This window comes from Prolixibacter denitrificans (genome assembly GCF_003014495.1).
Lineage (GTDB): Bacteria > Bacteroidota > Bacteroidia > Bacteroidales > Prolixibacteraceae > Prolixibacter > Prolixibacter denitrificans.
In genome coordinates this window covers 493,105-512,460 of sequence record NZ_PYGC01000002.1, presented here as the reverse complement: position 1 = coordinate 512,460, position 19,356 = coordinate 493,105, and the positions used below count along the sequence as shown (strand labels likewise).

Genomic DNA, 19,356 nt, shown 5'->3' with positions numbered 1-19,356 from the left:
GATACCCATAATAAAAAAGGCTCCCCTGAAACAGGAGAGCCTTCGGATTGTAGGAGAAATTCGGAAATTACCTGACAATTACTTTTGATACGGTTTTGTGCTGTATCTGCACCAGGTAGATTCCCTTTGGAGTTCCGGATAGATCAAAGCGTTGGATATTTGATTCCATCAACGCTGTTTTCACCAATCGGCCGTTCATGTCAATCAGTTGTACGGTTTCCCCGACAGGACCGTCGATATAGAAATAACTTTGAGCAGGGTTCGGGTAGACCTTCACTTCTTTCAATGCCAGGTCGTCCAAACCGGTCGTTACATCGTCGCTGGTATCGTTTGTGATGCCGATGATTACTTCAAGGTAATCGCTTCGGTTAATCCCATCCCAAACCGAAATTCTGACTTTCAGCTCATCGTTGGCTTCATAATCGAAATCATCTTTGTCGCGGATATACAGATTACCATTCGATTCATTAATGATAAACGCTTCCGCCCCATCCATGTCCGGATCAGTATTTTTCACAATGTGCCAGGTAAAGGTTGCCGGCGTAACATCTACGTCCGTAGCTTCAAACTGGGCCACCAGTGTTCCAATCTCGGAATTTTCCTGGATGGTGAAATACGGCATAGTGATGATAACAGGCGCATTGTCGTTTTTATCCGTCAGATGCAAGGCTACTTCCACCGGAAGGCTGGTATTCACACTGTCATCAACCGTTACCGCGATGTTGAAATCCGGCACAGTTTCGAAATCAAGATCGCCCGGATCGTTGACCGTCAGGTTACCCGATAAACTATCGATAGCAAAGGCCGGATTACCGTCTCCGTTGCCGTCGAAATTGGTCGATATCTGCCAATTACTAAACGTGCTGGCGGTTACATCGCTATCGGCTACCTGAATGGTTCCAACCGAAGTTCCCGCAACAGTATTCTCCGGAAGGGTAAACGATTGTCCGGCAGCAATCACCGGCAGGATATCGTTCACATCGTTCAGCGTTACAATGACCAACTCAGGAGCACTGGTATTCACTCCATCGCTAACCGTAATACTTAATTTCAGTGTGTCTATTTTCTCACGGTCTAACGCCGAACTTTGCGCAACCGTAATCTGACCGGAGCTACCATCAATGGCAAAAGCTCCTCCGGTATTTCCGTCAATAATAGCCCAATTAGAGAAAGTCGTTGGCGTTACATCGCCATCCGTTGCCGAAGCTGTTCCCACAACCGTGCCGGCAGGACTATTCTCATCAATGGCAAATGTCGAATCAGCTGCAATAACGGGAAGAACATCGTTCACATCATTCAGGTGAATCGTTACATTTTGCACAGCACTGGTATCTAGTCCATCACTGACAAAGACACCGATAATCAATGAATCGAGAACTTCGCGATCGAGCGTTGCCGGATCGTTGACTGAAAGAACACCTGACAAACTATCAATGGCAAATGCATTGTCATCATTCCCGGTGCTAATTGTCCAGTTGGTAAAGGTTGTTGGAGTCACATCACCATCGGTTGCAAGCACTGTTCCTATGGTCGTACCGGCAACACTGTTTTCGTCAACATTGAATGATTGATCGGCTGTAACAACCGGCGTTACATCGTTCACATCCGTGAGATTGATGACTACATCTACTGTATCGCTGGTGTTCACACCGTCACCGGTTACTACACCGAGAGTGAAAGATGAGGTTGTTTCGCGATCAAGCGCCGTACTGTCAGCCACCGATAAAGCACCTGTAGCTGCGTCGAGAGCAAAGGTTCCGGAAGCATTTCCTGTAAGGATATTCCAGTTTTGGAAGGTTGTAGCCGATACATCACCATCGGTTGCCACCAGCGCTCCTATAACCAAATCGTTGGCACTGTTCTCTTCGATGGTAAACGACTGGTCAGCGGTAACCACCGGTGCCACATCATTCACGTCATTCAGTGTAATCGTGACATCCTCCAGAGCACTCACATTAATACTGTCACTCACAGTAATGCTTAACACGATTGACTCAATACTTTCTCGGTCAAGCAATGTGCTGTCGGCAACGGTAATGACTCCTGTCGAATCATTTATTGCAAATGTTCCGGCATCATTACCACCTACAATAGTCCAGTCCCGGAACGTGGTAGCCGTTACATCAGCGTCAGTCGCGGCCACAGTACCTACCTCGGTTCCATTGGTAGCATTCTCATCAACCGGAAAACTTTGTCCCGCCGTAACCACCGGAGGCTGATTATTGGTATCACTCAAATTAACAACCACATCAGTCGTATCGCTGGTATTGACACCATCGCCAACGGTTACCTGAATGGTCAAAGAAGCATTTTGCTCACGATCCAGATCGTCGGAATCGGCGACGGTAAGCACGCCTGTATCAGCATTCAGTGCAAAAGCACCAGTTCCATCACCATCCACGTCCATGTTGGTTGCAATGGCCCAATTCTGGAAGGTTGTTGAGCTAATATCGCCATCCGTTGCAGCAAGTGTTCCAACGGTCGTTCCAACGTCGCTCTTTTCTTTAATAGTGAACGACTGGTCGGCAGTAACAACCGGCGGCACATCATTCAATTCATTCAGATTTATCGTTACATCTACCGCAGCACTGGTATTTTCACCGTCCGAGACCGTTACCTGAATGGTCAGTGAAGCATTTTGTTCCCGATCCAAATCGGAAGAATCATTCACGAAAATCTCGCCCGTCACATCATCGATGCCAAAAGCTTCCAGCACATCGTTATTAGGATTCACATTAGAAACAATCCTCCAATTCTCGAAAGTGGTGGCTGTCACGTCAATATCGGTTGCTACCAAGGTACCAATAACGGTATCGTCAGGTGAATTCTCATCAATCGAGAAACTCTGGTTCGCCGTTACTACAGGTGCTTCGTCATTCAAATCGTTTAGGTAAATAACCACATCCTGCTGCGCGCTAGTATTAACTCCATCGCTCACTGTAATCCCAATCGTAAAGGAAGCGGCAGTTTCACGATCCAGATCACCTGCATCATTCACGGTTATCTCACCTGTTCCACTATTAATCGTAAAGGCGTTGTTCGTGTCCCCATCATCATTCACGTTGGAAACGATTTGCCATGTCTGAAATGTCGTTGCCGTTACATCACCATCAGTGGCCGTCAGAGTTCCCACAACGGTTCCGCCGACACTATTCTCATCAATGGTGAAAGATTGCGATGCAGTTATCACCGGCAACACATCATTCGCATCATTCACATCCACCGTGAGTGTTTGAGCTGTGCTGGTATTCACGCCGTCATCGACAGTAACCGTCAACGTGTAGGAAGTAACGACCTCTCGATCGAGTTCTGTCGATTTAGCGACAGTGATTTCACCGGTCGAACCGTTGATAGCAAACGCTCCGTTCGTGTTACCATCAGTAATCGTCCAGTTCTGGAAAGTTGTAGCCGTTACATCACCGTCAGTGGCCAGAACCGTTCCTACCGAAGAACCATTCGCACTGTTTTCATCGATAGAGAAAGTCTGATTAGCTGTCACCACCGGAACTTCGTCGTTCAAATCATTTAGCGTAATGGTAACAGTTTGTTCTGCACTGGTATTCACACCATCGCTAACGGTTAAACTTAACGTGAATGACGAAGTTGTCTCCTTGTCCAAAGCCGTACTGGTTGCTACCGTAATCTCGCCTGTCGAACTATTTAAAGCAAATGCATTATCTGTGTTGCCGGAAACAATGGTCCAATCCTGGAAAGTAGTACCGGCGTCCGGATCGGTAGCAGCAACTGTTCCAACGATGGTTGAATTGACACTGTTCTCGTCTATCGTGAAGTTCTGATCGGCTGTGATAACCGGTGCCTGATTATTTACATCATTCAAATTGATGGTTACACTTCCTTCGGCACTGGTATTGGTCCCGTCACTAACCGTTAATGTCAGTGTAAACGATGGATTGACCGCAAAGTCCAATGCCGAACTGTTCGTCACCGTTATCTGTCCCGAAGAAGCATTAATCCCGAAAGCATTATCTGTATTACCTCCAGTAATGGTCCAATCGTGGAAAGTAGTTGAAGTTACATCCTGATCGGTTGCTGCAACGGTTCCCACCACGGTAGCGTTGGCGCTTCCTTCATCCACATTGAATACCTGGTTGGCAGTTATCACCGGAGCCACATCATTTACATCCGTCAATGTGATAGTCATATCCTGTGCTGCGCTGGTATTAACGCCGTCTCCCACCGTCAAACCAAGTGTGATGGTTTCCACGGTTTCCCGATCCAGAGCAGTCGAATTAGCGACGGTAATTTGTCCCGTCGAAGCATCAATTGCAAAAGCTCCTGCGACTGTACTTGATGAGATTGCCCAATTCTGGAGGGTTGTTGATGAAACATCACCATCCGTTGCTGTTGCAGTTCCAACAACCGTCCCGTTTGCACTATTCTCAGCTATGCTAAAAGATTGCCCGGTGTCAACAACCGGAGTGACATCATTCACATCGTTTAAATTGATGGTTACATTTTCAGCGGCTGAAGTGTTGGTTCCGTCACTAACAGTAACCTGAATAACCAAAGAAGCATTGGCTTCCCGATCCAGATCGTCTGCATCATTAACCGTTATTTCTCCCGTAGAAGCATCAATTGCAAACGCATCATTGGCATCACCATCTCCATTCACATTGCTGGTAATTGTCCAATTCTGGAAAGTTGTATTGGAGTCTGCATCCGTAGCAGCCACCGTTCCGACCGACGTAGCCGCTGCACTGTTTTCATCCACATCAAACGTCTGACCACTCGTAACCACCGGTGCCTGGTTGTTGACATCCGTTAGATTAATCGTTACTGTTTCGGCAGCACTGGTATTCACTCCATCACTAACCGTAAGCGTCAGTGTGAAAGTTGGATTGACTGCAATATCCAATGGCGTTGAATTGGCCACTGTTATCTCTCCCGAAGAACCGTCAATAGCGAAAGCATTATCCGTATTTCCATTTGTAATGGTCCAGCTTGAATAGGTTGTAGAAGTTACGTCACCATCGGTGGCTGCAACCGTGCCGACAACGGTTCCGTTGCTACTGGCCTCAGCAATACTGAACGATTGACTGGCGGTAATAACCGGAGCCACATCGTTCACATCATTCAGAAGCACAGTTACTGTTTCCTCTGTGCTGGTATTGGTTCCATCACTAACGGTCAGTCCCAGAGTAAAAGATGCCGTTGTTTCCCTATCGAGTTGAGAGGTATTAGCTACAGTAAGCTGCCCGGTAGTTGCATTAACGGCAAAAGCACCATTGGTATTTCCTGTCGTAATAGTCCAGTCGTGATAGACGGTAGAAGGATTGTCCGGGTCGGAAACAGCCACTGTCCCGACAACGGTTCCGTACGCACTGTTTTCCGCTATTGTAAACTCCTGACTGGCTGTGATAATCGGAGCTTCGTCGTTCAGATTATTCAAATTGATGGTTACGTCTTGCGGCGCACTGGTATTTCCTCCACCGTCCTGAACAGTAACCTGAATCGTTAATGACGGATTGGCTTCATAATCCAAGTCATCCGCATCATTCACCGACAGTTGTCCGGTACCTGCATCAATCGCAAACGCTGGATTAGCATCACCATCCGGATTGACATTAGTACTAATAGTCCAGTTTGAAAAAGTCGTTGAAGTCACATCACCATCGGTAGCAGCCAGAACAGGAGATAAATTCGTTCCTGCAGCAGAATTCTCATCAATGGTAAAACTTTGACTTGCTGTGACTACCGGTGCTACATCATTTACATCCGTCAAAGTAATTGTAACATCTTGCGGATCACTCGTATTGGCTCCGTCGCTCACCGTCAGGCTAAGGGTAACTGTTGCTACAGTTTCCCGGTCCAACAAAGTTGAATTAGCAACCGTAATAGCACCATTAGAACCATTTATTGCAAAAGCGCCTGACAAGGTACTGGAAGAGATGGTCCAGTTCTGGAATGTCGTCGATGTAACGTCACCGTCAGTAGCAGTTGCTGTTCCGACTGTCACCCCGTTAGCACTGTTCTCGGCAATACTAAACGAAAGACCGGTAGCAACTACCGGAGTAACATCATTCACATCCGTCAGATCAATGGTTACGGTTTGCTCCGCACTAACATTCGCTCCGTCGCTAACAGTAATACCCAGAGAGAAAGAAGTCGTTGTTTCATAATCCAAAGCAGAACTATTGGCAACTGTGATGTCTCCGGAAGAAGCATCAATAGCGAACGCCCCGGAAGTATTTCCACTGGAGATAGTCCAGTCACCTAATGTTGCTGAACCATCACCATCCGTAGCGGTCATCGTTACAATGAACGTCGTATTTGATGTATTTTCAGCAATGGTAAATGGGCCGGCTGAATTGACCACCGGAGTAAATTCGTTTACATCGGTCAGATTAATCGTGACAGTTTGCTCTGCACTGGTAAAATTATCGTCATCAACGGTAATTCCCAATGTAAAGGTGGTTGTCGTCTCATAGTCCAACGCAGCACTCGAGTTCACTGATATCTGGCCAGAACCATCTATCTTAAATGCGTTATTCGTGTTGCCGGAAGCGATTGCCCAATTCTGCAAATTTGTTGTCCCATCCTGATCGGCTGCCGTCAAAGCTGTACCTACAGCTGTATTGTCCGCCAGATTTTCAGCAATCGTAAACGGACCAACTGAATTAACAACCGGAGCAAATTCGTTCACATCCGTCAGGTCGATGACCACATCTTCAGCTGCACTAGATTGTGTATCGTCGCTAACAACAATAGAAAGGGTTACAGATGTGACCGTTTCATAATCAAGCAGGCTTCCGTCGGCTACAGTTATTTCACCTGTCGAAGAATCGATCGCAAATGCTCCACTTAAGGTACTGGATTGGATCGTCCAGCCGGTTAGCACACCCGCTCCTTGATCGTCAGTAGCAGCTACTGTACCCACGGACGCTGTATTAGCACTATTTTCCGCAATGGAAAAAGTTTGTCCGGTAGTAATCACAGGTGCGGTACCCGCCAATAATTCTGCATTATTTTGGGTATTCTCGGGGGACGAAAAGTCAGTCAGGCCAGGTCCCCCTGCTGCCATAACATTTATTCCGATTAATAGGATAATAAATGACAAGAGTAGAGGTTTCTTCATAAAGCTGAGGTTAGAGGTTAGTATTAAGCTACAGAAAGATGCCAGGAGGCATCTTTACCGTATATAAATATAAGGCAAAAAGGTTTGAAATGTAAGAGTATGATAAATAAAGATGTACTGATTATCAATACATAACACGAAATTATGTTTAAAACATTCGATGAAAAACTGCTCCCACACCAGTGAAAATAGCACTTCCAAACAGGTCGGGGCCCCCGTTCATATGTCATTTAACATACCACACTGTGTATGAATACTATCCCAAAATCTCCAACCAGTAAAAACATAATTATAATTTACAAAAACAAAAGACTGTTTTTATCTATCATAATTTATAATTAAAGAGCATTTATTGATTTCTATAGGCTCATATTTCACTACAAACATGAACCTTAAAAACAAAAAGAGGGTCACCCGAAAACCAGGCAACCCTCCTTTATAAGTTTATCTTAAATAGCTATCGACTAATATTGGCTACACCATTCCGTATCCGGCGAATGGTCTCTTCCTTTCCAATAATTTCGCATATCTCGAATAGGTCAGGACCAAATCCACCGCCTACCAGGCAGAGCCGGAAAGCATTCATCACCGCTCCAAATCCCCACTCTTTCCCATTTACGAAAGCTGAGAAAGGCTCTTTAATTTCCGGTGCTTTCCAGTTTTCCACTGTTTCCAGGAAGTCCGCGATTTCGGTCATCATGGCTGGCGTACCTTCTTTCCAACGCTTCTTCACCACTTTTGCATCGTAGTCGGTTGGCGCTTCGAAAAAGAAATGACTCTGTTCCCAGATTTCAGGGACAAAATTGCAACGCTCTTTCACCATGCCGCAAATCCGGGCGACCATTTCCTGACCGGCATCAATTCCCTTTTCCCTCAAAAACGGAAGGAATAATTCCGCAAGCTCCTCGTCGCTCCTTGCAACCAGATATTGATGATTGAACCACTTGGTTTTTTCCGGATCGAAACGGGAACCCGACTTACCTACGCGTTCCAGCGAAAAGGCATTGACCAGTTCATCCATTGAGAAAAGCTCCTGCTCTGTCCCGGGATTCCAACCCAGCAATGCCAACACATTGATAAATGCCTCCGGGAAATATCCGTCTTCGCGGTAACCGCGTGAAATTTCGCCCGACTTCGGGTCTTTCCACTCCAGTGGGAAAACGGGAAAGCCCATTTTGTCACCATCGCGTTTCGAGAGTTTACCTTTACCAACTGGTTTCAGGATAAGCGGCAAGTGAGCAAAGCGCGGCATGGTATCGCTCCAACCCAGTGCCCGGTACAGCAAAACGTGCAGCGGCATCGACGACAACCACTCCTCGCCACGAATAACGTGCGTAATCTCCATCAAGTGATCATCTACCACATTAGCCAGGTGGTACGTTGGCATGCCATCAGCTTTATACAAAACTTTGTCATCAAGCAATGAGGTTTCGAAGGTAACGCGACCGCGAATCAGATCGTCCTCCGTAACCGATTCGTTGTCAGGCATCCGGAAACGAACCACAGCCGGAACGCCGTCGGCTATTAGTTTTTTCCATTCGGCTTCCGTTAACGAAAGAGAATTCTTCATGTTGCCACGGGTAGCCGCATTGTACGTAAAGGTTTCACCCTTTGCTTCCGCTTCAGCGCGGGCAGCTTCCAGTTCTTCCGGCGTATCAAACGCATAATAGGCATTGCCGCCAGCAACCAACTGCTCTGCATACTGGTGGTACAACTCCTTACGCTCACTCTGGCGGTAAGGTCCATGTGGTCCGCCTTCTTTGGGGCCTTCGTCAATCTTCATTCCACACCAGGCCAGACTTTCCATGATGTATTCCTCGGCGCCCGGCACATAACGGTTTTGGTCAGTATCTTCGATACGGAGCAGGAAATCGCCACCGTGTCCTTTGGCAAACAGGTAATTGAACAGCGCGGTACGCACCCCGCCCATGTGCAGCGGTCCGGTTGGACTTGGGGCGAAACGAACCCTCACTTTTCTCTCACTCATGATGGTATATTTTTCAATTTCACGTTCTTTCAAAAAGTTGGGGCAAAGATAAGAAATATGATCACGCTACTGCGGAAAAAGGCTCCGCAATGAATCAGTAAAGAGCATGGAAAGAAGAATCATTGAAACCGATTTCGAACCTTAATTGTTGATCAATTTGCTATGATTGCTCTAAGCAAAAACGGAACAACCGTTTTCCCAAACCATGCTGTCCACAGGGAAAAAGAAAAGGAGTTGCACCAGCTCAGGCTTCGTTTAAAAGCGGTTCGTGTGCAATGCCTGCTCCTCGAATTTTTTTATCCCGAGCGTTACACTTCGAAATCACTTTTTACTCCCTTCCGGGAATACTACCAACAAACCAGCCGTCTGCGCGATCTAACAGTAGCTCTGCATCGCTTCCGCAAAATTTGCAGGAAGCACCGATTACCTTCCAACGGTTTTCAAAACTACCTAAGGCACCACTACCGTGAAGAAGAAAAACGTCTCCAACGTCTTCCGGCTCACGATATCGATACATTTGAACAACAACACCGAAATGAAATACCTCCGGAAGAACTTACGGACATCGTTACGCAGCAATTGCAACAACTGATAGAAAAGGTGCTGACAGCTCACATGGATTCCGAAAAATCGGGCAACCTGCACTGGCAGCGGAAGCAACTGAAGAAACTGATATATTTGAATCAGTTGCTACCGGAAAAACGGTCCGTTTGGGATGAATCCATAACCGGAAAACTGGAAACACTCGACGAGAAGCTGGGAGCCTGGCACGACCTGCAGGTCCTGTTGCAATTTATCGGACGGTTTGCAGGCCAACATTCACGGGGGCATACTCCCGTTTGGTTACCACGAATTGCCCGGGCAGTGATAACTGAGCAGGTACGAATTCTGGAGTCATTAAAAGAACTAACAAAATAACGTTCAATACCGGTACCTATGAAAAAAATTATTTCCTGGTTTTTGCAGGGGTTACTCATGATTGCTCCGCTGGCCATCACCGTTTATGTACTTTACATTGCATTCGACTTTACTGACGGTCTATTGCAAGCCTACATCCGCGATTGGCTGGGCTTCAGTCTTCCCGGCTTCGGCATTCTCATTATCTTTTTCATCATCACCTTGTTGGGGATGTTGGGAAAGTCCATTGTACTGCGTCCGGTTATTCATTTCACCGATCATTTGCTCGACCGGGCGCCGCTGGTGCGGGTTATCTACACATCGTTGCGCGATCTGTTTTCGGCCTTTGTCGGAAAAGAGAAAAAGTTCAACCGACCGGCCATGGTGCTCATCAACCGCGAAAATGATTTGTGGAAAATGGGATTCATCACCCAGGAAACACTCGAACAGATTGGGCGGCAGGAATTGGTGGCCATCTATTTTCCACACTCTTACAACTTCTCAGGAGAGCTGTACATGGTCCCATCCTCCAGTGTTCAACCCATCGACATCAATCCGGCCGAAGCCATGAAATTCATTGTGTCGGGAGGGATAACGAGGGTTGACTAACCACAAATTGATTGCTTTACTGAGCCTGGAAGCAAAAAAACCGCTCCTCCAACAAATGGAGAAACGGGAAAGAGAGGATTATAATTTCTTCAGGCACCTTTTACAGTAACTGTTTTGGCAGTCGCATCGTAAGTGGTCTGATACTTCGCCAACGGGCGTGCAGCCGGTCCACGCATTACACTACCCGAGGTAGAAAATACCGAACCGTGACACGGGCAATAAAAATCTTTCTGCGATGATTGATATTCTACCAAACAGCCCGCATGGGTACAGATAGCCGAAAGTGCAATGAAATTGTCGCTTCCGGTGTTGACCACAATGGTACTGCCAACAATCACCGAGCCGCCACTCTGTGTTAGCTGACTGTACTTCGAACTGGTCAAATCAAGTGTAAGGTCCCCTGTTAACGGAGCCCCTGCATTGGACGATTTGGAACACGATGCCAGTGCGGCAGGAACAACCATCAGCGTTCCGGTTCCTAAAAATAATTGCTGAAGGGCTTTACGTCTTTCCATAAATCATTATTTAGACTTATTAAATACAGTAGCAATATGCTGAAAATGAACAAGACGAAAAATTAAAACCTTCTTAAAAATATTGAACAATAAAATACAGGATGCAGTATTCCAGACACAAAAAAACCCGGAGAAGTATCCGGGCTCAGGTAATCTGTTAAAAGAGAAAAATTGATATGATGCAATTTATGAACGATCGATAGTTAGCGTGTCGCCATTGCGGGTTACTTTGTATTTCGGAAGCGGCTTGGTAGCCGGCCCCTGAAGCACACTTCCATCGAAGGCGAACTCCGAACGGTGACACGGACACAAAATATCTTTATGGGCTTTGTCGTATCCTACGGTGCAGCCTTTATGAGTACAAATGCTCGACAAGGCGACAATACCGTCAGCAGCCGTATTAATAATAATGGTATTGTCGGTTACCACTGAGCCGCCCTGCTCTTTCAGCGAGGCAAATTTGGCATCATCCAGGTTCACCGTCAAAGGCGAAGTGTCCGAACTCTTCTTTTTGCTGCTTCCACAGGCCGCCAGAGCCGAGGGAACCACGAAAAGTGTAGCACTACCTGCTACCATTTGTTGTAAAGCTTTACGTCTGTCCATAAATTTATCATTGTTAAGTTTCCAATTTACCCTTACGAACAAACCCAGCGAAAGTTGGCTCTCCAATACAAGTTTTTTGTTAAAAAAAGTGAATTCCGAAACATGCCTGCCCCAAACAGGTCAAAACAACGTTCTCTGCTTCCCTGCCAAATATCATCCCTCAAACCATCAATTTTCCGTTATTTTTGTAATTGATTTTGAACTGGTCAATAACAGGCCGGCAAAACAGAGAGAATTCTCTCCACACAATTCGACAAACTTTTTATACCATAAAATTATGTACGGCAAAATAAAAGATCACCTGCAACAAGAACTGGATAACATCCGGGAAGCAGGCTTGTACAAGAGCGAACGTATTATTGTTTCACCACAAAGCGCGGTTATTCACCTCGAAGACGGCAAGGAAGTTCTGAACTTCTGTGCCAACAACTACCTCGGCTTGTCAAACCATCCGAAGCTGATTGAAGCGGCCAAAGAAGCGCTCGATACGCATGGCTTTGGAATGTCATCGGTACGGTTCATCTGTGGCACCACCGATTTGCACAAAACACTCGAGCAGAAAGTTGCTGAATTCTTCGGTACCGAAGACACCATTCTCTACGCCGCCGCATTCGATGCCAATGGTGGAGTGTTCGAGCCATTACTGACGGATGAAGATGCGATCATCTCCGATTCATTGAACCACGCCTCCATCATCGATGGAGTACGTTTGTGTAAGGCACAGCGCTTCCGCTACAAAAATGCCGACATGGCCGATCTGGAAGAGCAATTGAAAGCCGCTCAGAAAGCGCGGTTCCGCGTCATCGTCACTGACGGAGTTTTCTCGATGGACGGAAACGTAGCACCAATGGATAAAATCAACGAACTGGCCGAAAAATACGATGCCATGGTGATGGTCGACGAATGCCATTCGGCCGGTGTTGTTGGCGAAACCGGTCGCGGTGTAACCGAGTTATTCGACCTTCGCGGAAAAGTGGATATCATTACCGGAACGTTGGGTAAAGCCTTTGGCGGTGCCATTGGCGGCTTTACTACCGGGAAAAAAGAAATCATCGAACTGCTGCGCCAACGCTCGCGTCCGTACCTGTTCTCCAACTCACTGCCACCGGTAGTTGTTAATGCAGGAATCCGCATGTTCGACATGATGGCTGAAACCACAGAACTACAAGATAAGCTGCATGCCAACACCGACTATTTTATGGAGAAAATGCAGGCAGTTGGTTTCGATATCAAGCCCAGTAAATCGGCGATTTGCGCTGTGATGCTGTACGATGCCAAATTGTCGCAGGAGTTTGCTGCCAAATTGCTGGACGAAGGCATTTATGTAATCGGTTTCTATTATCCGGTTGTCCCGAAAGGCGAAGCGCGTATTCGCGTTCAATTATCGGCCGGTCACGAAAGAGAACATCTTGATAAGGCCATTGCTGCTTTTACCAAAATTGGAAAAGAGCTGAAAGTATTAAAATAACAGCAGTTAACTACAAATACAAAAGGCTGTCCATCAGGGCAGCCTTCTCTGTATCATCTGTTTTTCCAACCGAAGTTATTTTTTTCGAACGGAAATACGTTTAACAACGAGTTTGGAAACAAAATGGGTTAGTACGGTAAATATGACCAAACCACCAACCATTCCCAACTGCCAGTACTTCATCTTACCGTCAAGTAAATCGGCCGATTGCGAGAACAAGTAACCAGCGATTCCAATCACAGCAATCCAGATAATGGTTCCGGGAATATCGGCACGCAGGAAAGTTCGAACGTTAATACGGGCCGCATGCAGGCGCAACAGAGTAGGCCGGTGCATTCCGTACAGAAATTTCGAACCTACAATACTTAGTATCGGCTTTCGCCGGATAAAGTGGTCAATAGTTTTAGGCATACGCTCCGACAAACGTTGTACGAATGGTACGCGCATGAGCAACTTTCCTCCGTAATACCAAAGCAAGTCGCCCGTAAGGACACCGGCGATAGCCACCACGATAGTATAAAACAGTTGCAGCTCCTGTTGATTCACCAAAAAGAATGCTGCAAACAGAATACTCTCCCCTTCAATCAGCAACCCTACAAAGAGGATTACATAAATCAATGGTGTCCAGATGTGAAGCTGTTGTGTTAAGATTGCATCCATGCCCGAAATAAATCAAATTCTTTTCCATAATAACGGATAAGACAGCCTTTTAGTACTCCAAATCTGCATCTAAATGTTATTTTTTCTAAAATCGGATACATAATGTTAATGAAGTGATGCTATTTATGTAAAGCATATTGATATTGGGGTATTTCTCACCGAAATTCAGCAATTTTTTATTTCCTTTGAAATACGTTCAAACAGCACCATGAGAATATCACTTTTTATCATATTATTCGCGACCTTGGGAGGTCTTGCGTCCTGTCACCGTGTCGATAAAAAAGCGGCGCAAACAGAAGGCGAGTATCTAATGAAACTCGAAAAAGCAAAAGCAGGTCCGCAGGATACAACTGCCATCTCAGCCGAAGAGTTTCAGAAAAAATTCAGCTGGGTGAAGGAAGGAACGGAAGGTTACGCAGCTGTTACGGCGCCCATCAATGGTCACTATTATGGTCGTCCTATCAAAGCTCGCGTTATCCGTAAAACCGACCGGGAACTGAAACTCCGATTTCTGGAATCAGTCATGGTGGCACCGGCCAAAAACTGCCCGGCAGAAGTGAAGAGTGGACAAACATATTGGGAAAAAAGGGGAGCCTTCTGGAAAACACGGGAAGAAGCAAAAAAATACCTGGCAAAACATGGCTGGTTGGGAGAATAAGCCAGCCTAACAATACGACTAACTAACAATTAACCTGATGTTCAAAAGGATTAAATCGCTCCATCCATGGCGCGAATTTCTCCGGTTCGGCGTTATCGCCTGGATTCTGTACCTCGTTTTCCGTAGCATTTTCGATCGGGCATTTCATCCCGATTACGAAGCCTATTGTCCTTTCGGCGGATTGCAGGCAGCCGCCAGTCTTTTCGAACGAGGCTCTTTGGCCTGCACCATGACCAGCGCCCAGATTGTGACGGGAGCGGTACTGGCCATCGGCGTCATCATCTTCAGCAAACTGTTCTGTGGCGTGGTTTGTCCGCTGGGAACCATTACCGAAAAACTTTCGTCGCTGGGGCGGAAATGGAAGTTACAGGTTAAACAGGTTCCCGAAATCGCTGACAAGCTCCTTCGCAGCCTGAAATACATTCTGCTCTTCGTAACAGTTTATTACACCGTGGACAGCAGCGAACTTTTCTGCAAAACATACGATCCTTATTATGCCGCCACAACCGGTTTTGGAGCAGATGTCAATCCACTTTGGGCCGGGATAGCCATCTTAGTCTTCATCACAACCCCCATTTTCATCCGTACAGCCTGGTGCCGGTATTTGTGTCCCCTGGGAGCCGTTTCCAATATTTTCCGATACTTTCTGATGTTCAGTGTCGTCACTATCGCATACATTTTGGCCAATGCCGCGGGATTACAACTATCGTATGTCTGGCCGTTGGCTGCAGTAACCTTCTTAGCCTGGTTGTTCGAAATTCAGCGAAAAGCAAGCTTCCCATTACCGTTGAGCCGGATAACCCGCAATACCAGCACCTGCAACAACTGCAGGCAATGCACCGAAAGCTGTCCGCAAGGTATCCCGGTAGGAAAACTAAAGGAGGTTCGCCACATTGATTGCAACCTTTGCGGTGTCTGTGTAGCATCCTGCAATCAACAAAAAAGCCTGACCATTAATCATCGCTACCGCGAATGGTACCCGGTGACTATCGCGGTTTTACTAATCGTTCTGGGTTTGTCTTTGGGGGCTTCGATTCGTATCCCAACCATCGAGCAACAGTGGGGCGAGCCAAATGATTTGGAAAATGCCTCAACGCTGACGATCTCCGGACTTGACAACGTGAAATGTTACGGAAGTTCCATGGCTTTTGCTTCCGGGATGAAGAAAGTAAATGGAGTTCTTGGCGTGGCCACTTACGTCGACGACCACTCGGTTAAAATTTGGTACGACGCCAACAAACTGACTCCAACCGACATTAGGAAGAATATTTTCACGCCTGTTCGTCGACAGATTAAACCAGTCCCGGAAGATGTTCGACAACTGGGAGTGATAACAGCCGGCATCGATCAATTATACGACGTATACGATGCTGAATATTTACAGCAGCTCCTTCTGCAAAACTTTCCGGCAGCTTATGGTTTCGAGACCACCTTCGATTGTCCCGTGAAGGTGAATATTTTTTACGACAAGACAGTCAACATCGACAAAAATACCGTCCGGAAAATCGTTGAAAAGCGGGAAATTCGCATTGAAAACGGCCTGAATATCCGTAAGGTAAAACTCAACTATCAGCTATCAGGAATGACGGTTTCGGATACGGCCATCACCCGGGATGACTTTATCAGAACCATGTTTGTACCGTTTCGAAAAACGTTCGCCCGATTTGACCGGACTCCTATTCCTTCGATTGATACGCTGCGATTGTCTTACAATCATCCGGGAGAAAACGACTATCAGCGAATGCTTCCGTACCTCACAAGTCACCTGTCGTCTTATCAGGCCGTGCTGGGAGTGAGAACAACTTTCGGAAGGAAAAACCCGGAACTTCAGGTCTTCTTCCACAAAGAGAAAGCCGGCATATCCCAGATAAAAGAATGGACCAACGCTGAAAAGCTGACAATACATTATGCCAACGGAAAAACCGGATCGGTCGTCAATCCTTTCCGCTCAGAGGATTAATTAGCGGACATATACTTTTATATTTCAGCGAATTTGAATTTTATTCCTGAAAAATATGATGTCAAAATTTTTAACATTAAATTTGGACGATTGGTTTTCCCACAAAACCTCTGCTATTTAATTGCTTTTTTACCTAAACCCGACAGAAATGAAAGGATTTGCGCATTTCGTCCTGATTGTTACGTTGTTTTTTTTCTCTTCCTCCACTTATGCTCAGTGGATTCCCTATGATACCGGAACTGGTAAAACACTCATGAAATTATACCCGATAAGTAGCCAGGAAGCCATGCTTTCCGGGAAAGATACGCTACTTATGAAAACGACCGACGGTGGTGCATCATGGGCACAGGTACAACTCACGCTTCCGCAGAAGATTCCTTACGATTTCATGGATATTGCTTTTTCCGATCAGTTGAACGGTTACGTAGCCGGAACTAAAGCGAAAGATCTATCCGGAACTTATCAGAACGGAACCATGCTTCATACTACCGACGGAGGCAACACATGGAGCCCCGTCCCGTTGAATGCTTTCAGCGATGGTTCTTCCAATATAACCACCGATCCGCTGGCAGGTGAAAAGGCCAACTTTTCATCGGTGGTAGCTTTAAATAACGATACCATTTTTACCTCACTCTCCTGGAGCGATCCAGCCAGTGGAACTACGTACGGTTATATTTTCCGGAGTACCGATGCCGGCGTAAGCTGGCAGATTACGTCTCCCAATTTTGGCCGTTCGACGATTAACCGGATTGCGTTTAACGACAGTAGAGGTTATGCCATTGGTTCGCTGGGGGCGTTTCTCACGACGACCAACCGGGGCGATTCGTGGAATGACTTATCAAGTTCATCGCTCGGCTCGCTCAACGATATTATCCCAGCGCTCGGAGACACCGCCGTAATTGCCGGACAATATGGGGTTTCCACTACAGTGGATGGCGGAACAACGATCGTTCCCAGCGACAGTGTTATTTATGCTTTCGACGCTTTCGTTCTGAACGATACAACATTTCTTTCTATTGGAGGACGTGATACCAAAACGGCCCGTACACTCGATAAGGGAAAAACGTGGCAATCAGCCAATATCGGACAAAACACCACACTCTTTCATCTCGATGAATTCGCCGGAAAAGTCTGGGCTTTAGGCAGCAATGGAATTATGGAGCACATAGGTCCCAACGAAATTCTGGATCCCAAAGCAGACTTCACCTATACGCAGACCGATAACCAATATGCCTTTACTAACCAAGCTGAAAATTTTGGTACATTAACGTGGGATTTCGGCGATGGAGTCGTTATGGATGCCATTGATCCGACACACGCTTATCCGGCCTTTGGCGTTTACGATGTGACTTTAACGGCTACCAATGCAGTAGCCAGCGTAACTTCTGCAGTACAAAGTGTTTCTGTGGATAATATAACCAATCTCTGGACACAAGTCCCTATCAATTCAAATACGCATCTGGCTAAGCTCGTTCAACTGAATGACCGCTCGGCTGTTCTTCTGGGGCTCAAAGGTGAGATTTTCCGAAGTACCGATGGTGGTCTGACCTGGCCAAAAGTAGCAGTCGGCGATACACTATCTTCCTATACGCCTATGGACATGAAGTTTGAAGCCGATAGTACACACGGTTACATTTCCTATTATTTCGGTGGAAACAAGAACTTTATTATTACAACAGCAGACTCGGGAAAAACATGGAGCCCGCTGCCCCTATCAAACTTCTCAGACGGAACAGGAAACTACCTGACAGATTTGTCTGTCGGTGCCAACGTCAAATTCATGCCGCTGGCCACAGTTGGTGATACTGTTTATACAGCTGCACGCTGGACTAATCCGGCCAATAGCCAGGAATATCACGGCTTCATTTTCAAATCAACAGACCACGGTACTACCTGGACAAAGACATCAGACGATCTATACAGCAGTTACACATCCTATCTCTTTGCCATGGAATTTTCGGCTGATGGAAAAACCGGGTATCTGGGTGGAAGCAAAACCATATGGAAAACGAACGATTACGGAAAAACCTGGACGATGACGGCCGATGCCAACATGGGTGTGATTTCCGATATTCTGGTTATCAATCCGGATACATTATATATGTCCTCATCAGCCGGAATGGTGACCAGCACAGATGGAATGAGCACATACAAATTGCTTAGCACCTCAGTCCTGACGGATATGATTTGGGTAGGAGACAGCACTCTTCTTGCGGGAAAAATCGATCAAATGATTCAGACCTCAAATGATTGGGGAAGCAACTGGCAATCGGCGGATGCCGGTCGTCCGACCTATTTTTATGAACTGGCCAATTTCGGCGATAAAGTATTTATCCTTTCCAACAGCGCTTTGTATTTCAGCTTGAAAGATAACTTCCTTCGTCCAAAAGCCAACTTCGAAATGCTGGCTGATGGAAAACAAGTAACCTTCACGAATACATCGACGAATGCGATAAGCTACGAATGGGATTTTGGAGACCAATCAACCAGTACAGAAGTTGATCCCATCCATGACTATGCATATGATGGAACGTACCATGTAAGTTTAGTGGCTTCTAACCGTACAGCCCGCGATACCTTCAAGGTAGATAACATGATTATTGACACTGCTGTCGATTCGCCGTTGGCTGACCAGATGAATGTCTATCCGAACCCCAGCAGCGATGGTCGCTTCGTGTTAAACCTGGGAACATCAGATAAAACCTACGAAGTTTCAGTCATGAATTTAACCGGTGCTACCATCCTGAAAAAGGAAGTGCCTTCCGGGGAAAATAACCTGGCTGTTTCGCTGAGCACTCAACCCGCAGGAATATACTTGTTGCAGGTAAGCGATCATTCCGGTCATCCGAAAACGTTTAAACTAATTCGGCGATAGATTTTATGATAATTAGCTGAGGAAATTC

General features: G+C 46.3%; 11 protein-coding genes. 6 read left to right on the top strand and 5 right to left on the bottom strand.

All coding sequences use genetic code 11. The features are described from left to right. Positions 1–67: 67 nt before the first annotated feature. Together CLV93_RS05815 and gltX are read right to left on the bottom strand one after the other, a co-directional pair. Entirely contained in the window at positions 68–7,096 is a 7,029-nt protein-coding gene (locus CLV93_RS05815; RefSeq protein ID WP_106541226.1) for a cadherin domain-containing protein, read from the bottom strand. 457 nt (positions 7,097–7,553) lie between these two features. Beyond that, positions 7,554–9,083: a glutamate--tRNA ligase gene (gltX, locus tag CLV93_RS05810; protein ID WP_174821581.1), complete on the bottom strand. Its 1,530-nt coding sequence runs from the start codon at positions 9,081–9,083 to the stop codon at positions 7,554–7,556. Between the two features lie 162 nt (positions 9,084–9,245). Here gltX and CLV93_RS05805 point away from each other — a divergent pair, with 162 nt between their 5' ends. Together CLV93_RS05805 and CLV93_RS05800 are read left to right on the top strand one after the other, a co-directional pair. Further along, positions 9,246–10,001, top strand: coding sequence for a CHAD domain-containing protein (locus CLV93_RS05805; protein WP_106541225.1), 756 nt, complete (start codon positions 9,246–9,248; stop codon positions 9,999–10,001). 18 nt (positions 10,002–10,019) lie between these two features. Further along, on the top strand, positions 10,020–10,589 hold the full coding sequence (locus tag CLV93_RS05800; protein ID WP_106541224.1) for a DUF502 domain-containing protein: 570 nt from the start codon (positions 10,020–10,022) through the stop codon (positions 10,587–10,589). A gap of 89 nt (positions 10,590–10,678) precedes the next feature. Here the strand turns inward: CLV93_RS05800 and CLV93_RS05795 are convergent, their stop codons facing one another. Both CLV93_RS05795 and CLV93_RS05790 read right to left on the bottom strand, forming a co-directional pair. Beyond that, on the bottom strand, positions 10,679–11,104 hold the full coding sequence (locus CLV93_RS05795) for a QcrA and Rieske domain-containing protein (RefSeq protein WP_106541223.1): 426 nt from the start codon (positions 11,102–11,104) through the stop codon (positions 10,679–10,681). A gap of 186 nt (positions 11,105–11,290) precedes the next feature. Then, on the bottom strand, positions 11,291–11,707 hold the full coding sequence (locus CLV93_RS05790) for a QcrA and Rieske domain-containing protein (RefSeq protein ID WP_106541419.1): 417 nt from the start codon (positions 11,705–11,707) through the stop codon (positions 11,291–11,293). 277 nt (positions 11,708–11,984) lie between these two features. On the opposite strand from CLV93_RS05790, the gene kbl reads away from it, so the two are divergent. Then, positions 11,985–13,175 carry a glycine C-acetyltransferase gene (gene kbl, locus CLV93_RS05785; RefSeq protein WP_106541222.1) on the top strand — a complete coding sequence of 397 codons (1,191 nt, stop codon included), beginning with the start codon at positions 11,985–11,987 and terminating at the stop codon, positions 13,173–13,175. 75 nt (positions 13,176–13,250) lie between these two features. Here the strand turns inward: kbl and CLV93_RS05780 are convergent, their stop codons facing one another. Continuing rightward, a complete protein-coding gene (locus tag CLV93_RS05780; protein WP_106541221.1) occupies positions 13,251–13,835 on the bottom strand; it encodes a DedA family protein in 585 nt (194 codons plus the stop codon). Between the two features lie 208 nt (positions 13,836–14,043). Between CLV93_RS05780 and CLV93_RS05775 the strand changes: the two genes are divergently transcribed. The 3 genes from CLV93_RS05775 to CLV93_RS05765 all read left to right on the top strand — a co-directional run bounded on the left by CLV93_RS05775 (position 14,044) and on the right by CLV93_RS05765 (position 19,328). Beyond that, positions 14,044–14,493 (top strand): hypothetical protein, encoded by a 450-nt coding sequence (locus CLV93_RS05775; RefSeq protein WP_146141958.1) that lies wholly within the window; start codon positions 14,044–14,046, stop codon positions 14,491–14,493. Positions 14,494–14,530: 37 nt separating this feature from the next. Next, positions 14,531–16,453, top strand: a complete 1,923-nt coding sequence (locus tag CLV93_RS05770) for a 4Fe-4S binding protein (protein ID WP_106541219.1) — start codon at positions 14,531–14,533, stop codon at positions 16,451–16,453. A gap of 148 nt (positions 16,454–16,601) precedes the next feature. Further along, positions 16,602–19,328: a YCF48-related protein gene (locus CLV93_RS05765; RefSeq protein ID WP_106541218.1), complete on the top strand. Its 2,727-nt coding sequence runs from the start codon at positions 16,602–16,604 to the stop codon at positions 19,326–19,328. The last annotated feature ends 28 nt before the right edge of the window (positions 19,329–19,356 follow it).